This window comes from Metabacillus sp. 113a (genome assembly GCF_050107635.1).
Lineage (GTDB): Bacteria > Bacillota > Bacilli > Bacillales > Bacillaceae > Metabacillus_B.
Genome location: NZ_JBNILJ010000003.1, coordinates 24,445 through 49,632, shown reverse-complemented (window position 1 = coordinate 49,632; position 25,188 = coordinate 24,445). Strand labels below are relative to the sequence as shown.

The window sequence follows — 25,188 nt, the reverse complement described above, 5'->3', positions numbered from 1 at the left end:
GCGGACGAAGATGACAACAATCCGTAAGCGGTTAGGCGATCTTCTTGTAGAAGCCGGACTAATTACAGAAGACCAGCTGAATCAATCTCTTTCGGAAAAGCAAAAAGGCCAAAAGCTCGGGGATGCGCTCGTTGAAAGAGGCTATGTAACAGAGCAGCAGCTGATTGAAGTGCTTGAATTTCAGCTCGGCATTCCTCATATCAGCCTTTTCAGGTATCCGTTTGACCAGAAGCTGATGAGCATTGTTCCAAAAGAGATGGCAAAAAGAAGTCTGGTCATTCCGCTGAAAAAAGAAGGAGACAAGCTGTTTGTAGCCATGGCAGATCCGATGGACTTTTACACCGTCGATGATCTGCGGCTCGCAACCGGCTTCCAGATCCAGACGGCCATCGCTTCCAGAGACGATATCATGAAAGCCATTGCGAAATATTATGATACCGACGACAGCATGACCGATATTATGAGCCAGATTACAGCGGAAGAAAAAGTGGAGGAAGAGGCCATTACAGGGGAAGATTCTCCGGTCGTCCGCCTGGTGAACCAAATTCTTCAGAGCGCCGTTCAGCAAAAGGCGAGCGATATCCATATGGATCCGCATGAAACGAAAATTGTCATCCGCTACCGTGTCGATGGAGTGCTGAAAACTGAACGCACCTTGCCGAAAAATATGCAAAGCGTCCTGACAGCGCGAATCAAAATCATGGCGAACCTCGACATCACAGAGCACCGCATCCCGCAGGACGGACGGATTAAAACGGCGATTGACCTGCATCCGATAGACCTTCGTGTTTCCTCGCTGCCTACCGTGTACGGGGAAAAAATTGTTATGCGGATTCTGGATTTGGGAAGTACGCTGAATGATTTGAATAAGCTTGGCTTTAACAGTTTAAACCTGCAGCGGTTTCACAGCCTGATCGAACAGCCGACCGGTATCGTCCTGATTACAGGACCGACCGGTTCCGGAAAATCCTCTACCCTGTATGCGGCGCTGAACAGGCTGAACAGTGAAGAGGTTAACATCATCACCATTGAAGATCCGGTGGAATATCAGCTTGAAGGAATCAACCAGATTCAGGTGAATGCCAACGTAGGCATGACATTTGCTAAGGGGCTGCGCTCCATCCTCAGGCAGGACCCGAATATTGTCATGGTAGGAGAAATCCGGGACCGCGAAACAGCTGAAATCGCGGTTAGAGCCTCTCTGACCGGACATCTTGTGCTGAGCACGCTCCATACAAATGATTCTCTCGGAACGATCACAAGGCTGATTGACATGGGAGTTGAACCGTTTTTGGTTGCTTCGTCTCTTAGCGGAGTGGTGGCACAGCGTCTTGTCCGGAAAGTATGCAGAGACTGCGCAAAGGAGCAGCCGGTCACGAAACGGGAGGCCGAGATCTTTGCGAGACGCGGGCTCCGGATTGAAAAAACCATCAGGGGTGCCGGCTGCGGCATGTGCAGCATGACCGGCTACAAAGGCCGGATCGCCATCCATGAGCTTCTCATGATTAACGATGAAATGAAGCGGATGATTTTAAACAACGAGCCTATATCGGTTATCCGCGATTTAGCAGTTAAAAATAAAACAATCTTTCTGATTGATGACGGCCTTTTAAAGGTAAAGCAGGGGCTGACAACAACAGAAGAAATCCTCCGGGTCGCCATTCCGGATTAACAGGGGAAAGCTGATATGAAAAACGAGATCGATGCGATTCTTTCCACGGCCTTTGAACGGCAGGCCTCAGATATTCACCTGTCCGTCGGGGTACCCCCCGTACTCCGCATCAACGGGGATTTACTAAAGCTCGGGGATAAACCGCTTATGCCGTCAGACACGGAGGGGATGGCCAAAACCATTATAAGCAAAACCAAATGGGTGATGTTCGAGGAAAAAGGCGAGCTGGACTTTTCCTACGGCATCCCTGGTGTTTCGCGCTTCAGAATTAATGCGTTCCGGCAGCGTTCCTGCATCTCCCTCTCTATCAGGATCGTTCCAAGAACCATTCCTTCCATTGACTCAATGGAGCTTCCGCCCGTCCTGAAGGATATCGTCGAGAAGCCCCATGGCCTGATTCTCGTCACCGGGCCGACCGGGAGCGGCAAATCGACAACGCTTGCCGCGATGATAGATTACATGAATAAATCGATCCGCAAGCATATCATTACGCTCGAGGATCCGATTGAATATTTGCATAAGCATCAAAAATGCGTGGTCGAGCAGCGTGAGGTCGGATTCGACACAATGACCTTTGCAGCAGGGCTGAAGGCAGCGCTTCGGCAGGATCCGGACGTGATCCTAGTCGGGGAGCTGCGCGATTTAGAAACGATTCATACGGCCATTACAGCGGCCGAAACGGGGCATCTTGTTCTTGCAACCCTGCATACATCCTCCGCCGCCACTACGATCGACCGGATGATTGATGTATTTCCGGCTAATCAGCAGCCGCAAATCAGGATGCAAATCGCTTCTGTATTGATTGGCGTCATTTCCCAACGGCTTTTTCCAACCTCCGACCGTAAAGGAAGACGGGCTGTGACGGAAATCCTCTTAAACAATTCGGCTGTTTCCAACCTGATCCGCAATGAAAAAACACATCAGATTCCAAGTGTGATTCAGACAAGCCGCGCTCAAGGAATGCACTCCTTTCAAAGCAAGCTTGATGAATTTGTCAAAAGCGGAATCATAGACAGGGAAACAGCCTTGCCATATATGAATGGAGCAGCAGAATAATGGGCCGCTATACGTATGAAGGCCGCGGGAAATCAGGGAAAGTCAATGGGAAACTGACAGCGCCATCCAAACGGGAAGCGGTGCTGAAGCTCGGTGAATCCGGGATCCGGGTAACGAAGCTCACCGAGGTGCCGGAGACGCTTCTTACTAAAGACATCAGCATTGGAAATCCGGTCAAGCTTCAGGATTTTGTCATCTACCTGCGTCAATTTGCAACCCTTCTCAAAGCCGGCATTTCCGTTGTAGATTCCACCAACATTTTGGCAAAGCAAACCGAAAGCAAAGCATTAAGAAGAGCGCTCGAGCAAATGGAAGAGGATTTGCGGTCCGGAAATCCGCTATCCGCTGCTTCTGCAAAGCACAAGAAAATATTCACCGGTATGTTTATCAATATGATCCGGGCCGGGGAAGCGAGCGGAAATATGGATGAAACGCTCGAACGGCTTGCCGAGCACTATGAAAAGCAAAACCGCACAAAGCAGAAAATCCAATCCGCTCTCGCTTATCCGATGGCGGTCGCCGTCGTAGCAGTGGGGGTTGTCATTTTCCTTCTCCTGTCTGTTGTGCCGACATTCGTCTCGATGTTTGAAGGATTCGGTGCAGAGCTTCCTGCCATTACGAAGCTCGTACTGAACGCGAGCAATTTTATGCAGGGCTACTGGTGGGTTGTCCTGATTGCTGCAGTCCTGATAGCAGGTGCATTCATTGTCATGAGAAACACACCTGCAACCCGCTATTACCTGGATTATTCCGCCCTAAAGATGCCGATTTTCGGAAAAATGATCCAAAAAGCAGTGCTGGCCAGGATGACAAGAACGCTCAGCTCGCTGTTTTCAAGCTCTGTTCCCATTCTTCAGGCAATGGGAATCGTTGAAAAAGTCGTCGAAAATGACGTCATCGCCAAAGTCATCGCAGAATCGAGGAATTCCCTCGAAAACGGATACTCTCTGACAGAGCCGATGCGCAAGCACTGGGCCTTCCCGCCGCTCGTCACCCAGATGATTGCCATCGGAGAAGAAACAGGCTCCCTCGACGCCATGCTCGGCAAAGTCGCCGACTTTTATGAAGAGGAAGTTGAAAACAGCACCGACCGTCTCAAATCGATTATCGAACCGCTCATGATCGTCCTTCTCGCCGGAATTGTCGGTACCATTGTCATAGCGATAATAGTCCCGATGTTCGACATATTTAACCACGTCCAGTAATAAAAATTGTCAAATAACTGTATCTAAATAACCAATCATATTGTATAATCATTCTAGTAAATTAGGTTAAATTTACTAACTACTATTTAGGGGGAAACCAAGACCATGTTTAAGAAATTGTTTAAAAATGAACGCGGACTGACATTGATCGAGCTATTGGCTGTTGTTGTTATTTTGGGGATTATTGCGGCGATTGCGATTCCGGCTATTGGCGGGATGATAAGTAATTCTAAAAAAGATGCACACATTGCGAATGCAGAGCAAATTGCAAATGCGGCTAGGATTTATATTGCCACTAACAACTCTGATGTAAAAGCAGGAGATGTAACTATTACATTAGACACATTAATTACTGATGGCCATTTGGAAGAAATTAAAAACCCTAGTGGTACTGAGTATGGTGAAGGTTCACAAGTAAGGGCGAGTAATGAAGAGGGTAAAGTTAAGTTTTATGTAACCTTAGTTGAAGGTGATGAAACATATATTGATGGTAGTGAAGAAGTAAAAGAAATTGATAGAGAAAACGTCAGTAACGTATAAGTGGATAAAAGTCCTCCCCCGGGAGGACTTCTCCCTTTTTCTATAACTAACTCAATCTTCTATACTCCAGCAGGAAGGTGAACCGAACCCATGACCCTCCCAATCATCATCCATACATACCTCTTCACGCTCGGTGCCGTTCTTGGATCTTTTTTTAACGTCGTCGGCCTTCGTGTACCTGAAGGACAGTCCATTGTCCGTCCTCGTTCTGCCTGTCCCGGCTGCCGTCATCAGCTGGCAGCGAAAGAACTGATTCCGATTTTCTCCTTTTTTCTTCAAAAAGGATCCTGTGCCAGGTGCGGCACATCTATTTCTCCCATCTATCCGGCTATGGAGCTGGCGGCGGCGCTGCTTTTTACCATGACTCCGCTGCTGATCGGCTGGACGATGGAATTAGTGGTTGCCTGGACACTCATTTCCCTTTGCCTGATTGTCATGGTTTCAGATATCCGCTATATGATCATCCCGGATAAAGTGCTCCTGTTTTTCCTGCCCTTGCTCGCGGCAGAGCGCATTTTCATCCCGCTTGTCCCCTGGTGGGATCCGATTGCGGGTCTTTTGCTCGGCGCATTGATTCCGTTCGTTATCATTCTCGCAAGCGGGGGAGGAATGGGTGCGGGGGACATGAAGCTGCTCGGAGTTTTTGGGCTTGCTCTTGGCTGGAAGCTTGTGCTGCTTGCGTTTTTTCTTGCCACACTATTTGGCACCGCCGCCGGTCTGACCGGCATCGCGGCAGGAAAAGTGAAAAAGGGCAAACCGTTTCCGTTTGGTCCTTACCTCGTTCTTGGCGCTTTGGTTTCGTACTTTAAAGGCTATGAACTGATTGATTGGTATTTATCATGGTTTTCATTATAATGCCGGGAGTGCCGGTCATTCTTACTAAAGGAGCTTTTGTATGAAACGATCTCTATTTCGCACCAGATCAGCAGCTGCCAACTTGCTTTTTACGGATTATTCGATTCAATACCTTGAGCTCCACTCTGCAGATCCTCTCCGGGTCAGCCGGTTTGGGGAGCATTTCCTGCCAGAAGGGATTATTTCGGGCGGCAGAATTCAGGATCCCGAAAAGCTTTCTCTTATTCTTGAAGAATGCAAGGAAGAATGGAATCTGAAAAAGAAGAAAATCCGGTTTGTCGTTCCCGATTCCTTTGTGGTTGTGAAGAAGATTGAAGTTCCGGAAGACATTCCCGGAGATGAATTGAAAAGTTATTTGTATGTAGAGCTTGGAAACAGCATTCATCTGCCCTTTGAGGACCCTCTTTTTGACATCCAGATCCTGGACCGGCCCGGGCAAAAGCGGGACGTCTGTCTGTTTGCTGCACCGGAAGCTGTTGTCCGCGATTATTCTCAGTTTTTAGAGGCCCATAAGCTCTCGCCTTCCGCTGCCGATATTTCGCCGCTTTGCTTATTCAGGCTGCACAATCAATTGCAGGGTGAAAACAGAGAGCAGAACAGCAGTCTCCTTGTTCAGGCCAATGTAAAGAGCGTCACTTTCTCTATTTTTGAAAAGGATGAGCTTCTGATGATGAGAAGCCTGCCGATTGAGGCGCAAATTAAAGAATGGGATTGTGAATACTCGGCTGTATCGGGAGATTATTTTCAGCTTATCCATAAAACGCAGTCTCCGGATGAAGTCCTCTCAGCATTCGAGGACAGCTTAAAGGAAATTGAACGGGTGATGAATTTTTATCAGTTTACGTTAAATGAAGGCACCCGGAAGATCGAAAAACTTTTTGTCACCGGCGACCATCCGCTTCTCAGTGAATTAACGGAAAGAATTGCGGACTCTGCTGTCATGCCGGTGAACAATATCCGCAGCCAAACCGTATACACGCCGGATAATCAAGCATTGCCCGGGAAATTTAATGTGCTGCTTGGTCTTGCGCTGAAAGAGGTGGATTAGCATGCTGGCCGAAATCAACCTGCTTCCGGAACGAAAACGGAAAAATTATGCCACCCTTGCTCTGTTTGGCCTGCTTGCGCTGGCTGCTGTTGCAGTCCTGCTATTAATGCAGCATCAATATACCACTGAAGAAAGCCATTTAAAAAAGCTGGAGCAGGAATACCTTACGATCCAGGAGCAGATGATTGCGCAAGCGGAATCAGCCGATAAAAATTCAGGAGGGAACGCCTTTGAGACGCTCGCAGATGCGGTTGTCTGGACGAAGGAATACCCGGTGGATTTTGCGCCGATCATGGACGAGCTCAGACTGAAGCTCCCGAACGGGGGATTTATAGAGGAGATTGGCTATACCGAAGCCAATAAGCTGCTTCTATCCGTTAAACTGGAAGAATCCAGGGAGGGGGCCTTTTTGCTTAACAGGCTAAAGGAGATTCCTTATTTCAGCTCGGTCCGTCTGCTTGAGATGAACGCCGAGGAACGAAAGGAACCCGCTCTCTCAAGCGAAGAAGGCGAGGAAGTCCCTTCCGGATTGGAGGAGGCTCTGCCGTATACCGCCACCTATGAAATGGACCTGGACAGGGCAGCATGGAAAGAGCTTCAGGAGGATGCAGCGGAAGACAATGAGGAGGAGGGGGTGCAGGATGATTCAATTCAATAAGAAACACCTTATTGCTTCCATTCTGACACTCGCCCTTCTTGGTGCAGGCTACGCCGCGTTTCAATCCCTGCTTATCAGCCCGCTTGTCCAGAAGCAGGAGACGCAGGAGAAGAATATCGAAAGTCTGGAGGAGGAACTTTCCTCAGCGAATGTCTCGGGGGCGCCGAGCGCTGTTCTTAATCAGTATTCTCTCGCTGAGCTTCAAATGGAAGTGCCAAATAACCGCTTTGAAGAGCAATTCCTTTTAGATCTTGAAAAAGCGGAAACACTATCCGGAAGCACCGTGAAATCAGCAGCCTTCGCTGATGAGACCTTTTCTGATCAAACAGCTGAGCAGGCACCGGAGGAAGACAGCTCGGCTGAAGAGACCGCTGAGAACGAAGCGGCTGATGCCGGGAACGAGACGGATGAACCGGCAGAAGGGTCAGAAGAAGAGAAGGCTGTGGAAGCGCAGCCTGCTTCCGATGAACCATCCCTTCCATCAGGGATGGAAAAAATTTCAGTTACGGTTTCTCTTGAATCCGATGATTACAGCTCCGTTCGACGATTTCTGGAAACGCTGGAATCGTTAAAGCGAATCACCCAAATCGAGTCTGTGGCGCTTTCAAATCCGGAAACAGCAATACCGGAAGAAGCTGTGGAGGAGACGCTGAAATATGATGTGATTGTTTCTGCTTACTATATGCCGAACTTAGAAGAGCTGAAGGATGATCTGCCGCCGTTTCCGAAAACGAATCCCGGCAGCGTCATAGATCCGTTTGAATCTCCGTCCACTGAAAACATTGGCGAATCAGCCGAATAGATGGCGAAAGCTTTTTAAACAAGACGACACAGGTCTTGTTTTTTTTTATATTTCCTATGCTAGCATGAAAGAAAATGGCCAGCAGGGGCGGTGAGCAAATGGACAAGCAGCAGAAAAAAGGAAGGACCATTAAAATAAATATGAACGGGGAATCGGTGAAGCCGACCGTTATTCCTTTTTCTTCATGGGAAGAAAATGCTGCTAAAGAGTCAGCCGCAGCTTCGGAGAAAAAAGACGAGTTTAACTGGGTGCTGCCTGATGACGACGCGGAAGTATATGAAGAGGATCCTAAGGTGCTCATTCAGAAAAAAGAAAAGAAGAAAGGATTTTCATTTGCGGGCGAAAGCAGCTCAGGTCTCCAGGATCGTCTGTTCCCGGTTAAACAATTTTTATTTACGGTGATTGTCGCTGTTGTATTAGGCGTTTCGTTTGGTTTTATCGCGCTCAATGTGATTTCCAATGATGAGATGCCGGCTGCTGTTCAAACGGAGGGCTCTGCAGGCGAAGGGGAAACCGCTCCGGCCGCACTTGATGCTAAGCCGGCAGATGGAGCAAAAGCTGTGACAGGAAATCTGACTTCCTATGTTGTGCAGAATGGAAAATTTTCCTCAAAAGCTTCCGCTGATCAGGTAGCAGGAGAAATAAAAGGCAAAGGGTATGCAGCTGCCATCCGTGAGGAGGACGGTTCGTTCTTTGTATATGGAGGAATTGGCCTTTCCAAGGAGGAAACAGCCGGGCTGAGCAAGGTTTATCAGGAAAGCAAGCTGGACGCATGGGGAGGCAAGCAGGCCCAATGGGAAGTGGCTGGCTCTGAAAAAGCTGCGGCAGATATGCAAAAAGCTGTTGGAGATGCATCCGGGCTTGCCATAGCCGCCATTAATGGAAGCCAATTGGATGCAGGTAAGCTGAAAGAAGCTTTAAAAGCAGCAGAAGAGATAAAATCCGCCTCGCCTTCTTTAAGCAGCAGCCTGCTTGAAGCTGTCAGCCAGCTGTCTAAAGAGTCTTCGCCAGCAAGCGGCTGGAAGGCTCAGCAAATGATTCTGGATGGGCTAAACGTCGGGAAATAAACGGCTTGCCCATAAATAGAAAGCAAAAAAGTCAGATTGGCATTTCGTGGCGGCCCTAGAGCCGTCATTGTTTTTTTAAACGAGCCTTTATCCAGCAACGTTCTACCCGCTATTCCCCCTAATGTCCTTCAGATCATGCAACACATCCACTCACCCGGGCCTGTATCCCCTATTGTTTTCCAGGGTTTTGCCGCTTAGCCCCCTTGCATTAGCATTGATTCCATCCGTCACGTTCCAAATCCCGTCAACTAGTGCAGCCCGCCATAAATAGCTGAATAAGGAAAATTCTGTGAAGCATACTATTGGCAGCGAATGTTCCGGGAGGAGGGGCGCTCTATGGTAAATCTGAAAATGAAGAAAGACCGGATCAGGGAGCTTGATGAAAAGAGGTCGGAATGGGCCGCTCTTCCGGTTTCGGATCGGTTATATGAGAATGAAGCGACACTTGTCAAACTGTTCGGAAATAGTGATGATTTAATTGTTCAATTGTATGAGCGAGAATCGTTTTCCTTTATGATCGTTTATCTTGAGAATATGACAGACAGACAGCAAATTGAAGAATTTATCGTAGCTCCTATTCTTCAGAAGCTGCAGCAGGATATTCCAGTGGGCGGTCCGGAATGGATAAAAGATACGCTCGCGGTTTCTGCAGGAATGCAGCATCTGACGGAGTTTAATGAATCAACGGATTCTCTATTAAGAGGGGGAGTTTTGCTTTTTGCAGACGGGCTGTCTTTAGCCTATTCAATTCCTCTGACATCCTGGAGATCGCGTACGATCGAAGAACCCCAGTCACAGACAATGGTCCGGGGGCCCAGGGAAGGATTCGTGGAAACTCTTTCTGAAAATCTTCCGCTGATCAGAAGAAGAATTTCAACACCGCTTCTTCATTTCCAATCCATGACTGCAGGGAAAATTACGCAAACGAAGCTGATTATCGGATATGTTGAAGGACTTGCAGATAAAAAGGTGCTCAATCACCTCCATTCAAAGCTGTCTACACTGGAAACAGATAAATTGTTCGAAACGGGCATGATTGAGGAATTGCTTAAGGATAACCTGTTTACGCCCTTCCCGCTATTTTTATCTACGGAAAGGCCGGATGTTGCGGCATCTGCTCTTACCGAAGGAAAAGTAATCATCCTGATGGAAGGCACTCCTTTTTGCATAATTGCCCCAGCGACGTTTTGGTCGTTTTTCCAAGCTGCAGAGGATTACTATCAAAACTATGATATTGCTTCCCTTGTGAGGGTCATCAGGCTCCTTGCCTATATCATATCCCTTGCATTTCCTGCTACTTATATAGCTGTGACAACATTTCATCAGGAGCTGATCCCATCTGAACTGTTAATCAGTCTGGCTGCTCAGAGAGAAGGGGTTCCTTTTCCTGCCTTCATTGAAGCCCTTTTAATGGAGGTCATTTTTGAAATTTTAAGGGAAGCAGGGGTCCGTATGCCCCGTCCGGTCGGTTCTGCCGTATCGATTGTAGGTGCGATCGTAATAGGGGAATCGGCGGTTGCAGCAGGACTTGTCTCCCCTGGAATCGTTATCGTCGTATCGCTGACAGCGATTTCGAGCTTTGTTGCTCCTTATTATTCATTTGCAGGCGCCAGCCGGCTGCTGCGCTTTGCCTTAATGGTGACCGCTTCAACCATTGGAATATATGGAATGACTTTATTCGTTATCGCTCTCGTCATTCATCTTGCATCGCTTGAGTCTGCCGGTGTTCCTTACTTTCAGCCGTTTGCTCCTTTCAAACTGGATGATCAGAAGGACAGCTTTTTAAGAATGCCTCTATGGATTACGAATACAAAGCTGTATAAGCGGCTCCAAGCCAGGCAGGAGAACGGTGGTGCGCAATGAAAAAATGGCCGCTCCTAATAGCAATATGCATTTTGCTGGCATCCTGTGGAAGAGTAGAATTGAACGAACTTGCTATTATTTCCGGACTCGGTTTTGATGAAAGTTCCGAGGGCCTCAGTATGTCCATGCAGCTCGTTAATCCGGGTGCTACAGCAAAGTCGAAAGGCGCAAATGATTCGGGAGGTACGGGTGGATCTGTATTTACCTATACTATTACTGGCCGAAACATTACAGAAATCATGGAAAAAGCCAGAAATCTGTTTTCTCGCAAAGTCTATTTTTCTCATGTGTCCGTTATTCTGATTGGTGAGCAGCTCGCGAGAAAGAAAGGGTTTCTCCCGATTATTGATTATCTGGAGCGTTATTACCAAATTAGGGATAACATCAATATGTTCGTTGCAAAGGAAAGCTCTGCAAAGGAAATCCTTTCTGTATATCTGCCAATTCAGAATATGCCTGCCCTCTCCATCAGCAGAAGAATTGAAATATACGGGGGCAGCATGGGGCTGGAGAGAGGAATTGAAATCCAGGATGTTGTCCGCTGGAGCTTCGGTTCATACATAGATCCCGTCATACCGGGAATTAGAAAGAAAATCGAGATGGATGCTTCTGAAACCTCTGTGCTTGAACAAATTGATGGTGATCAAAAGATGTTTGAAATGACGGGGCTTGCATACTTTGGGGATCGTAAACTCTCGGGATGGTTTACACAGGAGGAATCACGCGGATGGGCTTTGCTGACAGGTAAAGCAGCAGAATTTGAAACCAGTGTCGATTGCCCCGGATACCCGGGAGAGCAGGTTGGGCTCCGGTTTAAGCAGACGAAAGGGCGGATCAGGGTCAGTTCGTTGGAGCCACTGCTTTATACAGCTGGAATTTCAGCGAAAGCAGTGATTCAAGAGGTAACATGTCCCGTTATTCTGGAAAAAGGCAGCGGCCTTAAAGAAATCGAAAAAAAAGCAGAGCAAAAACTTAAAGAAGAGATGCAAAAAACCTTTTCCAAAACCGTTTCTTCTGGTTCAGATCCATTAGGGCTTGGACAGCTGCTTTATGAAAATCATTATTCAGACTGGAGGAGAATGAAAAAACAATGGGAACAGCTTTATAAAACAGCAAAGCTTGAACCGGCAGTGGATATCAGCATTGAACAGACTGGGTTGAGGGTGAAGAGTGTTTATGAAAAATAAAAAATACAAGGCAGTGCTTGCGATTGTCTGGTTCTTCACTGCTGGATATGGCATTTTCTCTTTTTTCCAAATCGAGGTTTTTCCAGTAGATGAATGGATTTCAGCTGCGCTTGACCCTCTTTATTCTATCCTGTTTGAAGGGGGAGACCAGCCATGAATCAAGTGATTTCCAAGCGGCAGCTCTTATACATCACCATCAGTTTTATAACGGGCAGCTCTGTTTTAATGGCACCGGGTCTCACTGCAGGCTTTGCCAAAAATGAAGCATGGTTATCAATGATTCTTGCATTCGTTATCGGACTTCTCTTAAATTTTGCCTTAATCCTTCTTTTGAAAAAATATCATTACGCATCTATATTTGAAGTTTGTGAAAAGGTGCTTGGAAAGCATGCAAGTGTATTGGTAAATGTCCTTATCATTTTTTACGCCCTGCACCTTGCGGCATACATTTTAAGAAACTTAAGCAACTTTATGACCAGCTCCATAAGCCCTGAAAGCAGTCCTGCCGTCTTTCAAATCCTCATTTTGCTGGTTGTGATGTACTCCGTTTTTTTCGGGTTAAACAACGTTGCGAGAGTCAATGAATTTTTTACTCCTGTCATGATCCTCCTGCTGCTGTTTTCTGTTCTACTAGTTATGAATCAATTTGAACTTGCGAACCTAAAGCCCTATTTTTCACGGGGCTTCCACGCAATCTGGCATGGAGCGTATACAGTCCTTGGCTTTCCATTTATTGAAATTATACTTATGTCGTGTGTTTTTACGTATGTGAGCGATAAAAACAAACTTGGAAGAACGTATTTGGCGGGCTTGCTCATTGGGGGGGTGATCCTATCTGTCATCGTGCTGCTGAGTATCGGCATTCAGGGCTATGACCTTGTCATAAGACAAACCTATTCCACCTTTGAAATGATGAGGGACATTACCATTGTGAAGCTTTTTGAACGGGTTGAAGTATTGATTGGCGTATTTTGGATATTTGGAATTTTTGTTAAAATTACGTTTTGCCTGCAGTCTGCAATGCTTGGATTTAAAACTCTTACAAAGCATTCCACCTATCGACCCTTTATCCTTCCATCTGCTCTGTTTGTCTGGATCATGGCAAATAAAACACACGAAAGCCTGGTAGATTTCAATAATTTCGTCCTTAAATACTGGACGCTGTGGTGGTTTGTCCTGTATCTCCTGATGATTCTTGTGCTGTCCGCCGGGATCGTTCTGAAAAAACACCATGCAAAAACAAAAGGCAGGTAAAAAACAGATTTGGCACGGTAAATGGCGTATTTCAGAAATTGTGCTTCATTGGGCTATTTGATACGATACTTCTGTATCTCCCTTTAGAATCACTTTTTGAAAGGATGAATGTTTATTTTATGCAGGTACATTTAAAGCAGCACCTTATTTTAGCTTCTGGTTCGCCCCGCAGAAAAGAATTGCTGGAAGGTCTTCAAATTCCGTTCAATGTAATCATTACCGATGTCGATGAAACCATTGAAGGAGAGGTGTCTCCTGAAGAAGCGGTTCAGCAGCTTGCAAGGAGAAAAGCCATGCATATTGCAGAATCTTTTCCCGACTCCTTTATTGTCGCTGCGGATACAGCTGTGGTTTTGAACGGGCAGATTCTCGGCAAACCGCGGGATGAATCAGATGCCATCCGAACGTTAGGACAGCTTTCAGGCAAGACTCACAGGGTGCTGACCGGAGTTTCCATTTTCAGAGGAAAAAAGGAAAAGTCCTTTTTTACTTCAACAGACGTAACATTCTGGAATTTGTCCGGAGAAGAAATTCAAGCTTATGCTGAAACGGGCGAACCGCTTGATAAAGCAGGCTCCTATGGCATCCAGGGACTGGGAAAAGCATTCGTAAAGGAAATCAGCGGCGATTACTTTTCCGTAGTCGGGCTCCCGGTCTCCAGACTGATCCGTGAATTAAGAGAGATAGGGTTTTCCTGTTAGCAAAGATGAGCGCAAAAGGGAAAAGGAGGAACAATGAATCCATCATTGCTTAAAATCCGTGATTTCCCTGCAGAAGAAAGACCGAGAGAAAGGCTTTTGAACGATGGACCGGGCAATCTTTCCAATCAGGAGCTTATTGCCATCCTGCTGAGAACGGGCTCTGCAAGCGAGTCTGTTCTTCAGCTTGCTTCGAGACTGCTCGCCCATTTTGAAGGATTGAAGCTCCTTAAGGATGCTTCGATTGAAGAGATGACTTCGATTTCGGGAATCGGCCAGGCGAAAGCCACCCAGCTTCTTGCTTCAATGGAGCTCGGAAAAAGAATTCTCAAGCTTTCAAACGAAGAAAGATATGTCATCAGGTCGCCGCAGGACGGAGCCAACTATGTAATGGAAGAAATGCGGTTTCTGACGCAGGAGCATTTTGTCTGTCTATACCTCAATACGAAAAACCACGTCATTCATAAGCACACCGTTTTTATTGGGAGCTTGAATGCTTCCATCGTCCACCCGAGGGAGGTGTTCAAGGAAGCATTCAGGCGCTCCGCTGCTTCGTTTATCTGCATCCATAACCACCCTTCAGGGGACCCTTCCCCCAGCCGTGAAGACATTGAAGTGACGAAACGTTTATCCGAATGCGGAAAAATGATTGGAATTGAATTGCTGGATCATCTGATCATTGGTGACAGAAAATACATCAGCTTAAAGGAAAAAGGCTATTTGTAACCTGAATTTCACTTTTTTTTTTGACAAATTACGTTATAATAAGGTTTATGAGTTTTTTCATTGCACGACATCCTTATAAATAAAAAAGTGATTCGTTTCAGAAAGGGAGATACATGAATGTTTGGAATTGGTACTAGAGACCTTGGAATAGATTTAGGTACAGCGAATACCCTCGTGTTTGTAAAAGGAAGAGGAATTGTTCTCCGTGAGCCTTCAGTTGTGGCACTGCAAACAGATACCAAATCCATCGTTGCCGTCGGAAACGATGCTAAAAATATGATTGGCCGGACTCCGGGAAACGTGGTTGCTTTGCGGCCGATGAAAGATGGCGTAATTGCTGATTATGAGACAACTGCAACAATGATGAAGTATTACATAAAGCAAGCTACGAAAAACAAAAGCCTTTTTTCACGAAAGCCATACGTTATGGTCTGTGTGCCATCCGGCATCACGGCAGTTGAAGAGCGCGCAGTCATTGATGCTACAAGACAGGCCGGCGCCCGGGATGCCTACACGATAGAGGAGCCTTTTGCCGCTGCGATCGGTGCAAACCTCCCTGTTTGGGAGCCTACAGGCAGCATGGTTGTGGACATCGGCGGCGGTACGACGGAAGTGGCAATCATTTCACTTGGGGGAATTGTCACAAGCCAGTCCATCCGGGTAGCTGGGGATGAAATGGACGACGCCATCATTAATTATATCCGGAAAACGTACAACCTGATGATCGGGGACCGTACTGCAGAAGCGATTAAAATGGAAGTTGGTTCTGCCGGATCCTATGAGAGTGTAGACAATATGGAAATTCGCGGCCGGGACTTGCTGACGGGTCTTCCGAAAACCATCGAAATTACGGCGAAGGAAATTGCTGAAGCCCTTCGTGATACGGTGTACACGATTGTTGATACGGTAAAAAATACGCTTGAAAAAACTCCGCCTGAACTGGCGGCCGATATTATGGACCGCGGCATTGTGTTAACAGGAGGAGGAGCTTTGCTCCGCAACCTGGATAAAGTCATCAGCGAGGAGACCAACATGCCTGTTCTGATCGCTGAGAATCCTCTTGATTGCGTCGCCATCGGAACGGGAAAAGCTCTGGAGCATATTCATTTGTTCAAAGGAAAAACAAAAAATTTCCGCTGAAGGTATATTCGTTCGGTGTCTCTTTAAAGAGGCGCCGAATGCTTTTCAGGCATAATTGTAAGGAAAAGGAATTCTAAATGTGAAGAGGTGTAAATGATGCCGCCTTTTTTTATGAACAAACGACTCATTCTGCTGCTGGCAAGCGTCATTTTGCTCGTTGCATTAATTGGCTTTTCTCTAAAAGGCGACCGAGAACTCACCTGGCCCGAGAAGTTTGTCAAAGATACGACCGGTGTATTTCAATCTGTTTTTCATAAGCCTGCCCAATTTTTCGGCGGTGCCTTTGAAGGAATGTCAGATTTGAAGAATACATATGATGAAAATCAATATTTAAAGTCCAGAATTGAAAAATATGCAAGCCTCGATTCCGAGGTTCAGCGCCTAAGAAAAGAAAATGAAGAGCTTCGGACCGACCTTGACGCCAAAACAGACTTGAGCAAATATGAGCCGATTACGGGAACGCTTATTGCCAGAAACCCTGACCGCTGGTATGAGTACATTACAATCGACCGCGGAAACAAAAATGGGGTGACCGAGGATATGGCGGTCATGACCGGCAAAGGGCTCATCGGAAAAATTAAAAGCGTGAATGAATTTACCTCCACTGTTCAGCTTCTAAGCGCCCAGGACCGGGTGAACCAGGTGCCTGCAATCGTTGAGGGGGACAAAGAGATTTTCGGTCTCATTGCGGGCTATGATGAGAAAAAAGAAATGCTGCTGTACCGGAACATCAACACAAGCATGGATATCAAAAAAGGACAAAAGGTCGTTACGGCCGGAAATGGCGGCGTGTTTCCAGGCGGTCTCCTGATAGGAACGGTGGAAGACGTACAGCCCGATTCCTACGGCTTGACGAAAATGGCCTACGTGAAACCTGCAGCTGATCTATATGATGTTGATAACGTCTTTATTGCTAAACGTGATGCCCCTGTGCCTCCAGAAGGGGATGTCAGTGACGGTGAAGCGGAGGAGGAATCCAATTGAGGAGATTTCTTCTTCCGCTTGTTGTCTTGTTTTTCTTTATTATGGAGAGTACAGCAGGTGATTTGTTTCTGGTCCCAGCCTTTTCGGAGGATATGTTTTACATCCCGAGATTCGTTCTGCTCCTGTTAATTTTCATATCGGTTTACGTTAAAGACAGCTTTGCCATTCCCTATGCTGCCATATTCGGCCTGCTCCATGATATTGTCTACACAGAAATACTTGGAGTCTATCTGATTGCCTATCCCTTTTTGACGTATATGGCAGGAAGAGCGCTTAGAGTTCTTCAGAACAATGCCTTCGTTGTATTACTGGTGGGGATGCTCGCCATTAGCCTTTTTGAATTCTATATATATGGAATTCAGCTGATTATCAGCTTAAATCCGCTCAATTTCTATGAATTTACCAACCGGAGACTGCTTCCGACGCTTGCCGTAAATTCAATTGCGGGTCTTGTCATGATTTTTCCTTTAAAAACGTTCCTGACTGCTCTGAGAAGGCAAACAGAGGACTAACCAGACCTGCCGTATTCTCTCTTTTACAGCAGGGAATATTGACCGGGCAGCTGTTACCGGCAAAAAAGGAGAATCGGATCGGTTTGTCGAATTTGTAATGCTATTGAGGTGAACATCGTGAAAGCCCAAAAACAGCAGTATGTGACAATAAAAGGAACAAAGGATGGCCTCACTCTTTATTTAGATGATGGCTGTACGTATGAAACGCTGATCTCCGAACTGGAAGAGATGCTTTCCTCAAAGCAATACGTACAGGAAAACGGCCCGTTAATCGGGGTGAGCGTTAAGTCCGGCAAGCGCCTTCTCACAGAAGAGCAGCAGCAAACGGTGAAAACAACCATCCGAAAAAAGAAAAATCTTGTCGTCGAACAGATCGAGTCTGATGTTGTGACAAAAGAAGAGGCCAACAGGCTGAAAAAAGAGGCCGAGGTTGTGAAAGCTGCAAGAATTGTCCGTTCCGGACAAGTGCTGCACGTGGAAGGGGATCTTCTTTTAATCGGGGATGTCAATCCCGGCGGCACAGTCATTGCGAACGGCAGCATATTTGTGCTCGGCGTCCTGAGAGGTATGGCACATGCAGGGTACAGCGGAAACAGCCGGGCGATTATCGCCGCGTCTGTCATGGCACCGGCACAGCTTAAAATCTTTGATTCTCTTAATCAGGCTCCTGAGCGTATCCATGCAGAGGAACACGGGATGGAGTGTGCGTACATAGACGATGAAGGGCACATGAAAAGAGACCGGCTCCAAAATGTAATGTATGTAAGACCTGATATAACTACGCTTGAGGGGGGAATGTAACCGTGGGAGAGGCGATTGTTGTAACCTCTGGAAAAGGCGGGGTTGGGAAAACCACTACCTCTGCCAATTTAGGAACGTCCCTGGCCATACTGGGCAAAAAGGTATGTCTGATTGATACCGATATTGGTTTGCGTAATCTCGATGTGGTAATGGGACTCGAAAACCGGATTATTTATGATTTAGTAGATGTTGTCGAAGAGCGCTGCAAAATCCACCAGGCACTTGTGAAGGATAAACGGTTTGATGATTTGCTTTACCTGCTGCCGGCCGCACAGACGAGCGATAAATCCGCCGTTTCGCCCGAGCAGATGAAAAAACTCGTCGATGAACTCAAGCAGGACTATGATTATATCGTAATCGATTGTCCGGCTGGAATTGAGCAAGGCTTTAAAAATGCTGTAGCCGGAGCAGACAAGGCGATTGTCGTCACGACCCCGGAAGTATCGGCAGTCAGAGATGCAGACCGGATCATCGGACTTCTTGAAAAAGAAGACATTGAGCCGCCGAAGCTTGTTATCAACCGGATCCGCAATCACCTCGTCCAGAATGGCGACATGCTGGATGTGGATGAAATTGTGGCGCATCTTTCCATTGATCTGCTCGGCATTGTGGCCGATGATGATCAGGTGATCAAAGCTTCCAACAGCGGAGAACCAATCGCGATGGATCCGAATAACCGCGCCTCTATTGCCTACCGGAACATCGCCAGACGAATCCTCGGCGAATCCGTTCCGCTGCAGGCACTCGATCCGCAGGATCTGGGCTTTATTGATAAAATTAAAAAGTTCTTTGGGGCCAGGGTTTAACCGGGCCAGGCTATGCAGAAGCAATCCCTGTAAGGGGGTTGCTTTTTTTTGCGCCGGGGCTTCATTTACGCTTTCTCACAGCAGGGTTTATTTCGGAGATTGAACAGCGAGAAGAGCGGTCCGGAGCGGTGGGGGGCGTCCTTTTGACTCCCATCAGACCGAATCTTCGAATAAGCGGGAAATGAAGCGTGAGGACTTAGTTGGCGGATAAGCATGCGGGCACTTTTCAGGTCTTTTTTGAAGGCAATAAGACCGTTTACTCACATTTTTAGCGATGGGAGCACTTTTCATAGCTGATTTTTATACTTGTGAAGCTGTTTCAGGGGAGGATGATCAGGATATTGTCCTTACTTCTGTTTTATTGTCCGTACTCCTCAACTTATTGTCCTAACTTTTATTTTATTGTCCGTACTCCTCATTTTATTGTCCGTACTTTCGATATAATTACTTTTCGACAAAATTCGCCAAAGCTAGGTCCGTTACTAGCAATAGGAGCAAGCCCCGCTGCTGCACACCAACTCCTCTAACCGACCACTCCCCCGGTCAGATAGGTCATGTACGGCCATGTTCGTGTCTGCCGCATCGGTGATCCTTTCCACTTCAGGCAGCATAGGAGGCACAGCAACTCTGTTAAAAGCGCCAGTCAGCCTGTAAGTCAGATAGGTCATGTACGGCCATATTCGTGTCTGCCGCATCGGTGATCCTTTCCACTTCTTGCAGCATAGGAGGCACAGCAACTCTGTTAAAAGCGCCCGTAAGCCTGTAAGTCAGATAGGTCATGTACGGCCATGTTCGTATCAGCCGCATCGGTGATCCTTTCCACTTCAGGCAGCATAGGAGGCACAGCAACTCTGTTAGAAGCCCCCGTCAGCCTACTAATCGCAGCATGAACCCCAGAGGAAACAGATCCCTTGAGCAGGCGCACCGCCGCCTGGCTTTTTTCATGCTGAAGAAAACATATTTCCGCCGGACAAGTCATAGACTTGTACAAATGATTAGTAGAGGGTGGAGGATGCGGATGTCCAGAAGGGCCGATGAAATAAGGAGACGGATGGCGAGAAGAAGAAAAGCAAAACCTTCTGCGGAAAAAGCAGATAGTCCATTAATCTGGAAAAAAGAAGCCTTTGTTGAAGAAGAGGAAAAATATACAGGAATTCTTCAGTCCTATGAGGGTGGACCGGATACGCTGAAGGAAGCCGGCCACCCTTTGTTTAAGCCCGAAGTGTTTCTTTTTAAACTGTTTCTTTCAGCCTGTCTCGTTTTGGCGATGGCGGTCGTTTTTAAGGACCATACCGCAAAACTTGATCCTGTCCGGGGAACGGTCGAAACGGCTTTAAGCCAGGAATTTCAATTTGCTTCGGTTTCAGCCTGGTATCAGAAGCAGTTTGGCCACCCGCTTGCCTTGTTTCAAGCCGCTCCAAATGAAGGGGTTCCGGAGCAGCTGTCCCCAAAAACGGAGTTTGCTTTGCCTGCTTCAGGTAAGGTGATGGAAAATTTTAAAGCGAACGGCCAGGGCGTGTTGGTGGAGACTGTTCAGCCGGCTGTAAAAGCGATGAACGAAGGGATCGTTATTGCTGCGGACCAGCAGCCGGATACCGGTCTGACTGTCGTCCTTCAGCATGCAGACGGCAGTGAAACGTGGTACGGGAATCTTAACGCAGTGGATGTTGCTCTTTATGATTTTGTAAAAATGGGCAAGGAAGTCGGGACAATTAAGGTGAATGAAAATAAAAAGGGAACGTATTATTTTGCAATCAAGCAGGGCGGCAGCTTTGTTGACCCGAATAAGGTGATTTCCTTTGACTAAATACGGGTCTTTGCTCCGGAAAATCCACATTCACCCTTTTATGTGGGTTATGATGGCAATCAGCGCAGCAACGGCCCAGTTTAAAACGCTTGCCCTTCTTTTGATCATCGTTTTGATTCACGAGCTTGGGCATGCCGTATGTGCGGTTTATTTTTCATGGAGAGTGAAGTCGATTGTGCTTTTGCCATTTGGCGGTGCTGCAGAAATGGAGGAGCACGGCAACCGTTCCATCAAAGAGGAGCTCGCTGTCATCCTTGCAGGCCCATGCCAGCATATTCTTATGCAGGGGTTCGTCTGGATGATGTATCTTGCGGGCCTCGTATCGCCGGATGATTTTTCGCTTTTCACGTTTTATAATCTCTCCATTTTTCTATTTAACCTTCTTCCAATCTGGCCTCTTGATGGGGGGAAGCTTCTGTTTATCCTGTTTTCCCTTTATAAGCCCTTTCCGGCGGCGCATAAGCAAATGATCGTTTTTTCTGCCTGTTTTTTAATTGTTTACAAGCTGGCGGTCCTCACCCTTTTCCCATTTCAGCTGAATTTATGGATGATTACCGTCTTTTTATGCTACAGCTTATATCATGAGTATAAGCAGCGGCGGTTTGTTCATCTCCGGTTTTTGATGGACCGCTACTATGGAAGCCAGAAAGCCATCCAAAAGCTCGATCCTCTAAATGTGGAGTCCGATGAAGAACTGCTGGCCGTGATGTCCAGGTTTAAGAGAGGCTGCAAGCATCCCATCATCGTTTATCGTGAAGGAGATAAGTGGTCGGAACTGGATGAAAATGAACTTCTGCACGCGTTCTTTTCCGAGAAGCGCACGAATTCGAGAATTGAGGAACTTGTCTATGCGTATTGACTTCCGCTGAAAAAAGTGAGTAAATGGGGGAAAATGAGCGTAAAAGAGGGAAATCGGTGAAAACGCTAATTGTACAAACCAGTCAGCAGGAAAACAGGATTGCTTTGTTTGAGCATGGAAAACTGACAGATGTGAAAATCATCAGATCCAGCCGGCAAGGCAAGGCCGGAAGTATTTATCTCGGGAAGGTCGAGAAAGTAATCAAAGGAATGCAGGCTGCATTCGTTGATATAGGACTTGAAAAAAATGGATTTATCAGGGTGGAGGACCTGCCTGAATACAGGCTCGCCGAATCAAAAAAACCGGTCTCCTCTTATTTACATGAAGGGCAAAAGCTGATTGTCCAGATCAAAAAAGAAGGGGATGAATGGAAGGGTCCGGCTTTAACGGCGAATATTGAAATTCCGGGCCATGCATTTATTTACATGCCTTTTGGAGGCAAAATGACTGTGTCCAGAAAGTTAGCTGAATCGGATGAAAAGAGATTAAGAGAATGGGGGAATGCTCTTCTTCGAAATGGAGAAGGCATTCTGATCCGGACTGCAGCGGCTGCGTTGACGAATGAAGAATTGGAAAAGGAATTCGCTGAGCTTAAAAACCAGTGGAAGGAGCTTCTTTTGCCTGCCTCGGCTAAAGCGCCGGCCGAAATGAAATCAGGCGGTGATCTGCTGGAGGCCATCGTATCAGAACGGCCTCTCACTGCCTACGGGTCTATTCACTGCAGCGAGGCCGGGCTGGCCGGGCGCCTGAAGAGGCAGCTGCCGGAGGACGCAGCAACGGAAGTGCTTTTCATGAGAGACGGCTCTGAAGTTTACGATACCCTTGATGCAGAAATACAGAAGCTTCAGAAAAAAGCGGTATGGCTGAAAAACGGGGCCTATCTCCTGATCGAAAAAACAGAAGCCCTGCATGTCATCGATGTAAATTCAGGAAAATACACAGGCAAAGACTCTCAGCGCCGCACAGTTCTCGAAACCAACAGAGAAGCGGCTTCAGAAGCGGCAAGGCAAATACGGCTAAGAAATTTAAGCGGGATTATTCTCATTGATTTTATAGACATGAAGGACGCTGCCGATCAGGAGAGCATCCTCTCTATTATGCAGAAGCAATTCGAGCGGGACCGCATCCAAACCCGAATCATTGGATTTACAGAGCTGAACCTGCTCCAGATTACGAGGAAAAAGACGAGTGAAGATATAAGCACGCTTTTATCCGCTCCATGCAGGGTCTGCAGCGGGAACGGAAGGGTGGAATCTGCCGAAACCGCCATCATCAGCCTTGAGAGGGTGCTGCAAAGCTGCCGCTATATGGACTATGAGGCAGTCTGGGTACAGGCAGACTCTGAGGTGGCGGCTGAATTACATAAAAGAAGAGAAGAGCTTGAGCAAAGTCTGCATTTTCGGATCATGATTACTTCTGCTGAAATGGACAGGCCGGGCTATTCACTCCGCCACACAGGAAGTGAAAAAGAAATTCTTGAACGAATCGCGAATCAGGAAAAGAATATTGACAGATAGAACGATGTTCTGGTAATATTCATATGTTACTGTTTGTAGCACCCGTGGCTACAACCGCTCGGATGCAGGTTTTAAGCAATCGCTGTGAGCTTCATGGCTGTTCACCTGTACACTGGCGAGTCTGAGTATAAATAGGAGGTGCAGTGGAATGTACGCAATTATCGAAACTGGCGGAAAGCAAATTAAAGTAGCGGAAGGCCAAGCAGTCTACATTGAAAAAGTGGCAGGCGAGCTAGGTGAAACAGTTACTTTTGACAAGGTTTTATTCGTAGGCGGCGACGACGCTAAAGTTGGAAGCCCTCTAGTATCCGGAGCAACCGTTACGGCAAAGGTTGAAAAACAGGGCCGTGCGAAAAAATTGGTTGTTTTCAAATACAAAGCGAAGAAGAACCAGCGTAAAAAACAAGGTCATCGTCAGCCATACACTAAAGTTGTTATTGAAAAAATCAACGCGTAAGGCTTGATCCTATGATAAACGTTACAGTGAACCGCTCTGAGGACGGTTCCATTCAATCCTTCACTATGTCGGGACACGCTGATTTTGATGATACGGGCAAAGATCTGGTATGTGCAGGTGCATCCTGCGTTGCGTTTGGCTCGATCAATTCAGTCATTGCGCTTACCGGTCTCGAGCCTGTGTTGGAAATGAATCAGGAGCACGGGTATTTGTCCTTTGAGTGGCCTGAATCAGCAGCAGGTGAAGCTTTTCAAAAAGGCCAGCTGCTGCTGGAGGGCATGCTTGTCTCCATGAAGACGATTGAAGATCAATATGGAGAATACATTCGCGTTACCATTCTGCAAAGGTAGGAGGTGAACCTCATGTTGAAATTGGACATTCAATTTTTCGCTTCCAAAAAGGGAGTAGGTTCCACAAAAAACGGCCGTGATTCACAATCGAAACGTCTTGGCGCTAAACGTGCTGACGGACAATTCGTAAGTGGAGGATCCATCCTTTACCGCCAGCGCGGTACAAAGATTTATCCTGGTGAGAACGTTGGCCGCGGCGGTGACGACACTCTATTTGCTAAAGTTGACGGTGTAGTGCGTTTCGAACGCTTCGGCCGCGACCGCAAAAAAGTGAGCGTATACCCTGCAGCTCAAGAAGCTTAATTCAACCGAAACTCTAGCTGAATAAGGGCTAGAGTTTCTTTTTTTTTTACAGTGATAAAGTATAAAGCACCTGTTGAATGGAGCAAGCTGTGAGACTCCTGCGGGAGCAGCGTGACAGGTGTGGCTGCGCACATGCAAAGAGCTGAGGAGGCACAGCCCCCGCCCTGATCATACCGGACAGCTGCAGCGGAAATCAGCCGTCTTGTTTAACAGAGCTTTTTCAGCGAACGCATTGGCAGGCAGGAAATCCTCTCTGAAACCTCTTTAATCCCTATTTTCTCTAGAAACCGTTTCTATTCAGCTCATAGGTTTGCTATAATTTCATCAAGTAAACTTTTCAAAAATACGTTCTTCCTCTGAAATGCTGCATTTTAGAGAAACCAGCTAATTTACCTGCCATTGGATCAATACATGCTCCTAAAAGAAATAGAAAGAGTGGAGTGCAGATGACAAAAGAGAGTAAAAACTGGAATATGGTTGAAGCCATCAGCCACTACCGACATGACTGGATGAACCGCCTGCAGCTGATCAAGGGCAATCTGTCTCTTGAAAAATATGAACGGGTCAATGAAATCATGGAAGAAATTATTATTGAAGCCCAGCAGGAGTCCAAGCTGTGCAATCTGAAGGCCCCCGAGCTCGCAGAGAGGCTGATCAGCTTTGGGTGGGACCGCCATTCCTTTTCCCTTGAATATGAAATAATCGGAGATACCTTTCATCTGAGTTCAATTGATAAATGGCTTTCGGCATGGTACGGTGATTTTTTCAGACTTCTTGATCGGTGTGTGAGCGAAAAGAGTGACAATCAGCTTGTCATTACGATGGAAATGTTTGAAGAGATGGGGCAAGTCCGTTTCTTTTTAGATTTTCATGGCATGCTAAAGGAAACGGCCGGTTTGCATACATACTTTCAAAAGCTGAAGAAAAATCAATTATCAGAACTGACAATTTCAGCTGAAGAATTTACAGCGGCTGTCATTTTCTATACACAGTAATGGCGTTTTAATAGAACGGAGGAAAG

At 46.8% G+C, this 25,188-nt stretch carries 27 protein-coding genes and 1 other annotated feature; all 27 genes read left to right on the top strand.

Annotated features, from left to right (window positions below; all coding sequences use genetic code 11):
• Nucleotides 1-10 precede the first annotated feature (10 nt).
• A complete protein-coding gene (locus ACQCVE_RS06555) occupies nt 11-1,672 on the top strand; it encodes a GspE/PulE family protein (protein ID WP_426843743.1) in 1,662 nt (553 codons plus the stop codon).
• A gap of 15 nt (nt 1,673-1,687) precedes the next feature.
• Nucleotides 1,688-2,728 (top strand): type IV pilus twitching motility protein PilT, encoded by a 1,041-nt coding sequence (locus ACQCVE_RS06550; RefSeq protein WP_426843744.1) that lies wholly within the window; start codon nt 1,688-1,690, stop codon nt 2,726-2,728.
• Nucleotides 2,728-3,933: a type II secretion system F family protein gene (locus ACQCVE_RS06545; protein ID WP_426862172.1), complete on the top strand. Its 1,206-nt coding sequence runs from the start codon at nt 2,728-2,730 to the stop codon at nt 3,931-3,933. The genes ACQCVE_RS06550 and ACQCVE_RS06545 overlap by 1 nt, the downstream gene beginning before the upstream one ends.
• Nucleotides 3,934-4,038: 105 nt before the next feature.
• On the top strand, nt 4,039-4,473 hold the full coding sequence (locus ACQCVE_RS06540) for a prepilin-type N-terminal cleavage/methylation domain-containing protein (RefSeq protein WP_426862170.1): 435 nt from the start codon (nt 4,039-4,041) through the stop codon (nt 4,471-4,473).
• A 90-nt stretch (nt 4,474-4,563) separates the two neighbouring features.
• The gene (locus tag ACQCVE_RS06535; RefSeq protein ID WP_426862168.1) at nt 4,564-5,328 is read left to right on the top strand and encodes a prepilin peptidase; all 765 of its coding nucleotides are present in this window, start codon (nt 4,564-4,566) and stop codon (nt 5,326-5,328) included.
• 40 nt (nt 5,329-5,368) lie between these two features.
• Nucleotides 5,369-6,376, top strand: coding sequence for a type IV pilus biogenesis protein PilM (pilM, locus tag ACQCVE_RS06530; protein ID WP_426862166.1), 1,008 nt, complete (start codon nt 5,369-5,371; stop codon nt 6,374-6,376).
• 1 nt (nt 6,377) lies between these two features.
• Nucleotides 6,378-7,034 carry a hypothetical protein gene (locus ACQCVE_RS06525; protein WP_426862165.1) on the top strand — a complete coding sequence of 219 codons (657 nt, stop codon included), beginning with the start codon at nt 6,378-6,380 and terminating at the stop codon, nt 7,032-7,034.
• A complete protein-coding gene (locus tag ACQCVE_RS06520; RefSeq protein WP_426843750.1) occupies nt 7,018-7,836 on the top strand; it encodes a hypothetical protein in 819 nt (272 codons plus the stop codon). The genes ACQCVE_RS06525 and ACQCVE_RS06520 overlap by 17 nt, the downstream gene beginning before the upstream one ends.
• A 98-nt stretch (nt 7,837-7,934) precedes the next feature.
• Nucleotides 7,935-8,903, top strand: coding sequence for an SPOR domain-containing protein (locus tag ACQCVE_RS06515; RefSeq protein WP_426843751.1), 969 nt, complete (start codon nt 7,935-7,937; stop codon nt 8,901-8,903).
• 336 nt (nt 8,904-9,239) lie between these two features.
• Entirely contained in the window at nt 9,240-10,766 is a 1,527-nt protein-coding gene (locus ACQCVE_RS06510) for a spore germination protein (RefSeq protein WP_426843752.1), read from the top strand.
• Nucleotides 10,763-11,953 carry a Ger(x)C family spore germination protein gene (locus tag ACQCVE_RS06505; protein WP_426843753.1) on the top strand — a complete coding sequence of 397 codons (1,191 nt, stop codon included), beginning with the start codon at nt 10,763-10,765 and terminating at the stop codon, nt 11,951-11,953. Before ACQCVE_RS06510 ends, ACQCVE_RS06505 begins: the two co-directional genes overlap by 4 nt.
• Nucleotides 11,943-12,110, top strand: coding sequence for a hypothetical protein (locus ACQCVE_RS06500; RefSeq protein WP_426843754.1), 168 nt, complete (start codon nt 11,943-11,945; stop codon nt 12,108-12,110). Before ACQCVE_RS06505 ends, ACQCVE_RS06500 begins: the two co-directional genes overlap by 11 nt.
• Nucleotides 12,107-13,207, top strand: coding sequence for a GerAB/ArcD/ProY family transporter (locus tag ACQCVE_RS06495; protein ID WP_426843755.1), 1,101 nt, complete (start codon nt 12,107-12,109; stop codon nt 13,205-13,207). The genes ACQCVE_RS06500 and ACQCVE_RS06495 overlap by 4 nt, the downstream gene beginning before the upstream one ends.
• Before the next feature lie 119 nt (nt 13,208-13,326).
• The gene (locus tag ACQCVE_RS06490) at nt 13,327-13,908 is read left to right on the top strand and encodes a Maf family protein (RefSeq protein ID WP_426862163.1); all 582 of its coding nucleotides are present in this window, start codon (nt 13,327-13,329) and stop codon (nt 13,906-13,908) included.
• Nucleotides 13,909-13,941: 33 nt separating this feature from the next.
• Entirely contained in the window at nt 13,942-14,631 is a 690-nt protein-coding gene (gene radC, locus ACQCVE_RS06485; RefSeq protein ID WP_426862161.1) for a RadC family protein, read from the top strand.
• Nucleotides 14,632-14,748: 117 nt separating this feature from the next.
• Nucleotides 14,749-15,771 (top strand): rod shape-determining protein, encoded by a 1,023-nt coding sequence (locus ACQCVE_RS06480; protein ID WP_426843758.1) that lies wholly within the window; start codon nt 14,749-14,751, stop codon nt 15,769-15,771.
• Between the two features lie 96 nt (nt 15,772-15,867).
• On the top strand, nt 15,868-16,755 hold the full coding sequence (gene mreC / locus ACQCVE_RS06475; RefSeq protein ID WP_426843813.1) for a rod shape-determining protein MreC: 888 nt from the start codon (nt 15,868-15,870) through the stop codon (nt 16,753-16,755).
• On the top strand, nt 16,752-17,267 hold the full coding sequence (mreD, locus tag ACQCVE_RS06470) for a rod shape-determining protein MreD (protein WP_426843759.1): 516 nt from the start codon (nt 16,752-16,754) through the stop codon (nt 17,265-17,267). Before mreC ends, mreD begins: the two co-directional genes overlap by 4 nt.
• Nucleotides 17,268-17,375: 108 nt before the next feature.
• Complete coding sequence (gene minC / locus ACQCVE_RS06465) at nt 17,376-18,068, top strand: septum site-determining protein MinC (RefSeq protein WP_426843760.1); 693 nt, start codon at nt 17,376-17,378, stop codon at nt 18,066-18,068.
• Between the two features lie 2 nt (nt 18,069-18,070).
• The gene (gene minD, locus ACQCVE_RS06460; protein WP_426843761.1) at nt 18,071-18,874 is read left to right on the top strand and encodes a septum site-determining protein MinD; all 804 of its coding nucleotides are present in this window, start codon (nt 18,071-18,073) and stop codon (nt 18,872-18,874) included.
• Nucleotides 18,875-19,892: 1,018 nt separating this feature from the next.
• Nucleotides 19,893-20,681: a peptidoglycan DD-metalloendopeptidase family protein gene (locus tag ACQCVE_RS06455; protein WP_426843762.1), complete on the top strand. Its 789-nt coding sequence runs from the start codon at nt 19,893-19,895 to the stop codon at nt 20,679-20,681.
• Nucleotides 20,674-21,540: a site-2 protease family protein gene (locus tag ACQCVE_RS06450; protein WP_426843763.1), complete on the top strand. Its 867-nt coding sequence runs from the start codon at nt 20,674-20,676 to the stop codon at nt 21,538-21,540. The genes ACQCVE_RS06455 and ACQCVE_RS06450 overlap by 8 nt, the downstream gene beginning before the upstream one ends.
• Nucleotides 21,541-21,596: 56 nt before the next feature.
• Nucleotides 21,597-23,057 carry an Rne/Rng family ribonuclease gene (locus ACQCVE_RS06445; RefSeq protein WP_426862160.1) on the top strand — a complete coding sequence of 487 codons (1,461 nt, stop codon included), beginning with the start codon at nt 21,597-21,599 and terminating at the stop codon, nt 23,055-23,057.
• Between the two features lie 42 nt (nt 23,058-23,099).
• Nucleotides 23,100-23,190: a sequence feature (ribosomal protein L21 leader region), on the top strand.
• Nucleotides 23,191-23,205: 15 nt separating this feature from the next.
• Nucleotides 23,206-23,514 (top strand): 50S ribosomal protein L21, encoded by a 309-nt coding sequence (rplU, locus tag ACQCVE_RS06440; protein WP_426843765.1) that lies wholly within the window; start codon nt 23,206-23,208, stop codon nt 23,512-23,514.
• A gap of 11 nt (nt 23,515-23,525) precedes the next feature.
• A complete protein-coding gene (locus tag ACQCVE_RS06435) occupies nt 23,526-23,864 on the top strand; it encodes a ribosomal-processing cysteine protease Prp (RefSeq protein ID WP_426843766.1) in 339 nt (112 codons plus the stop codon).
• A gap of 12 nt (nt 23,865-23,876) precedes the next feature.
• The gene (gene rpmA / locus ACQCVE_RS06430) at nt 23,877-24,167 is read left to right on the top strand and encodes a 50S ribosomal protein L27 (RefSeq protein WP_426843767.1); all 291 of its coding nucleotides are present in this window, start codon (nt 23,877-23,879) and stop codon (nt 24,165-24,167) included.
• Nucleotides 24,168-24,613: 446 nt separating this feature from the next.
• On the top strand, nt 24,614-25,162 hold the full coding sequence (locus tag ACQCVE_RS06425; protein WP_426843768.1) for a Spo0B C-terminal domain-containing protein: 549 nt from the start codon (nt 24,614-24,616) through the stop codon (nt 25,160-25,162).
• Nucleotides 25,163-25,188: the final 26 nt, after the last annotated feature.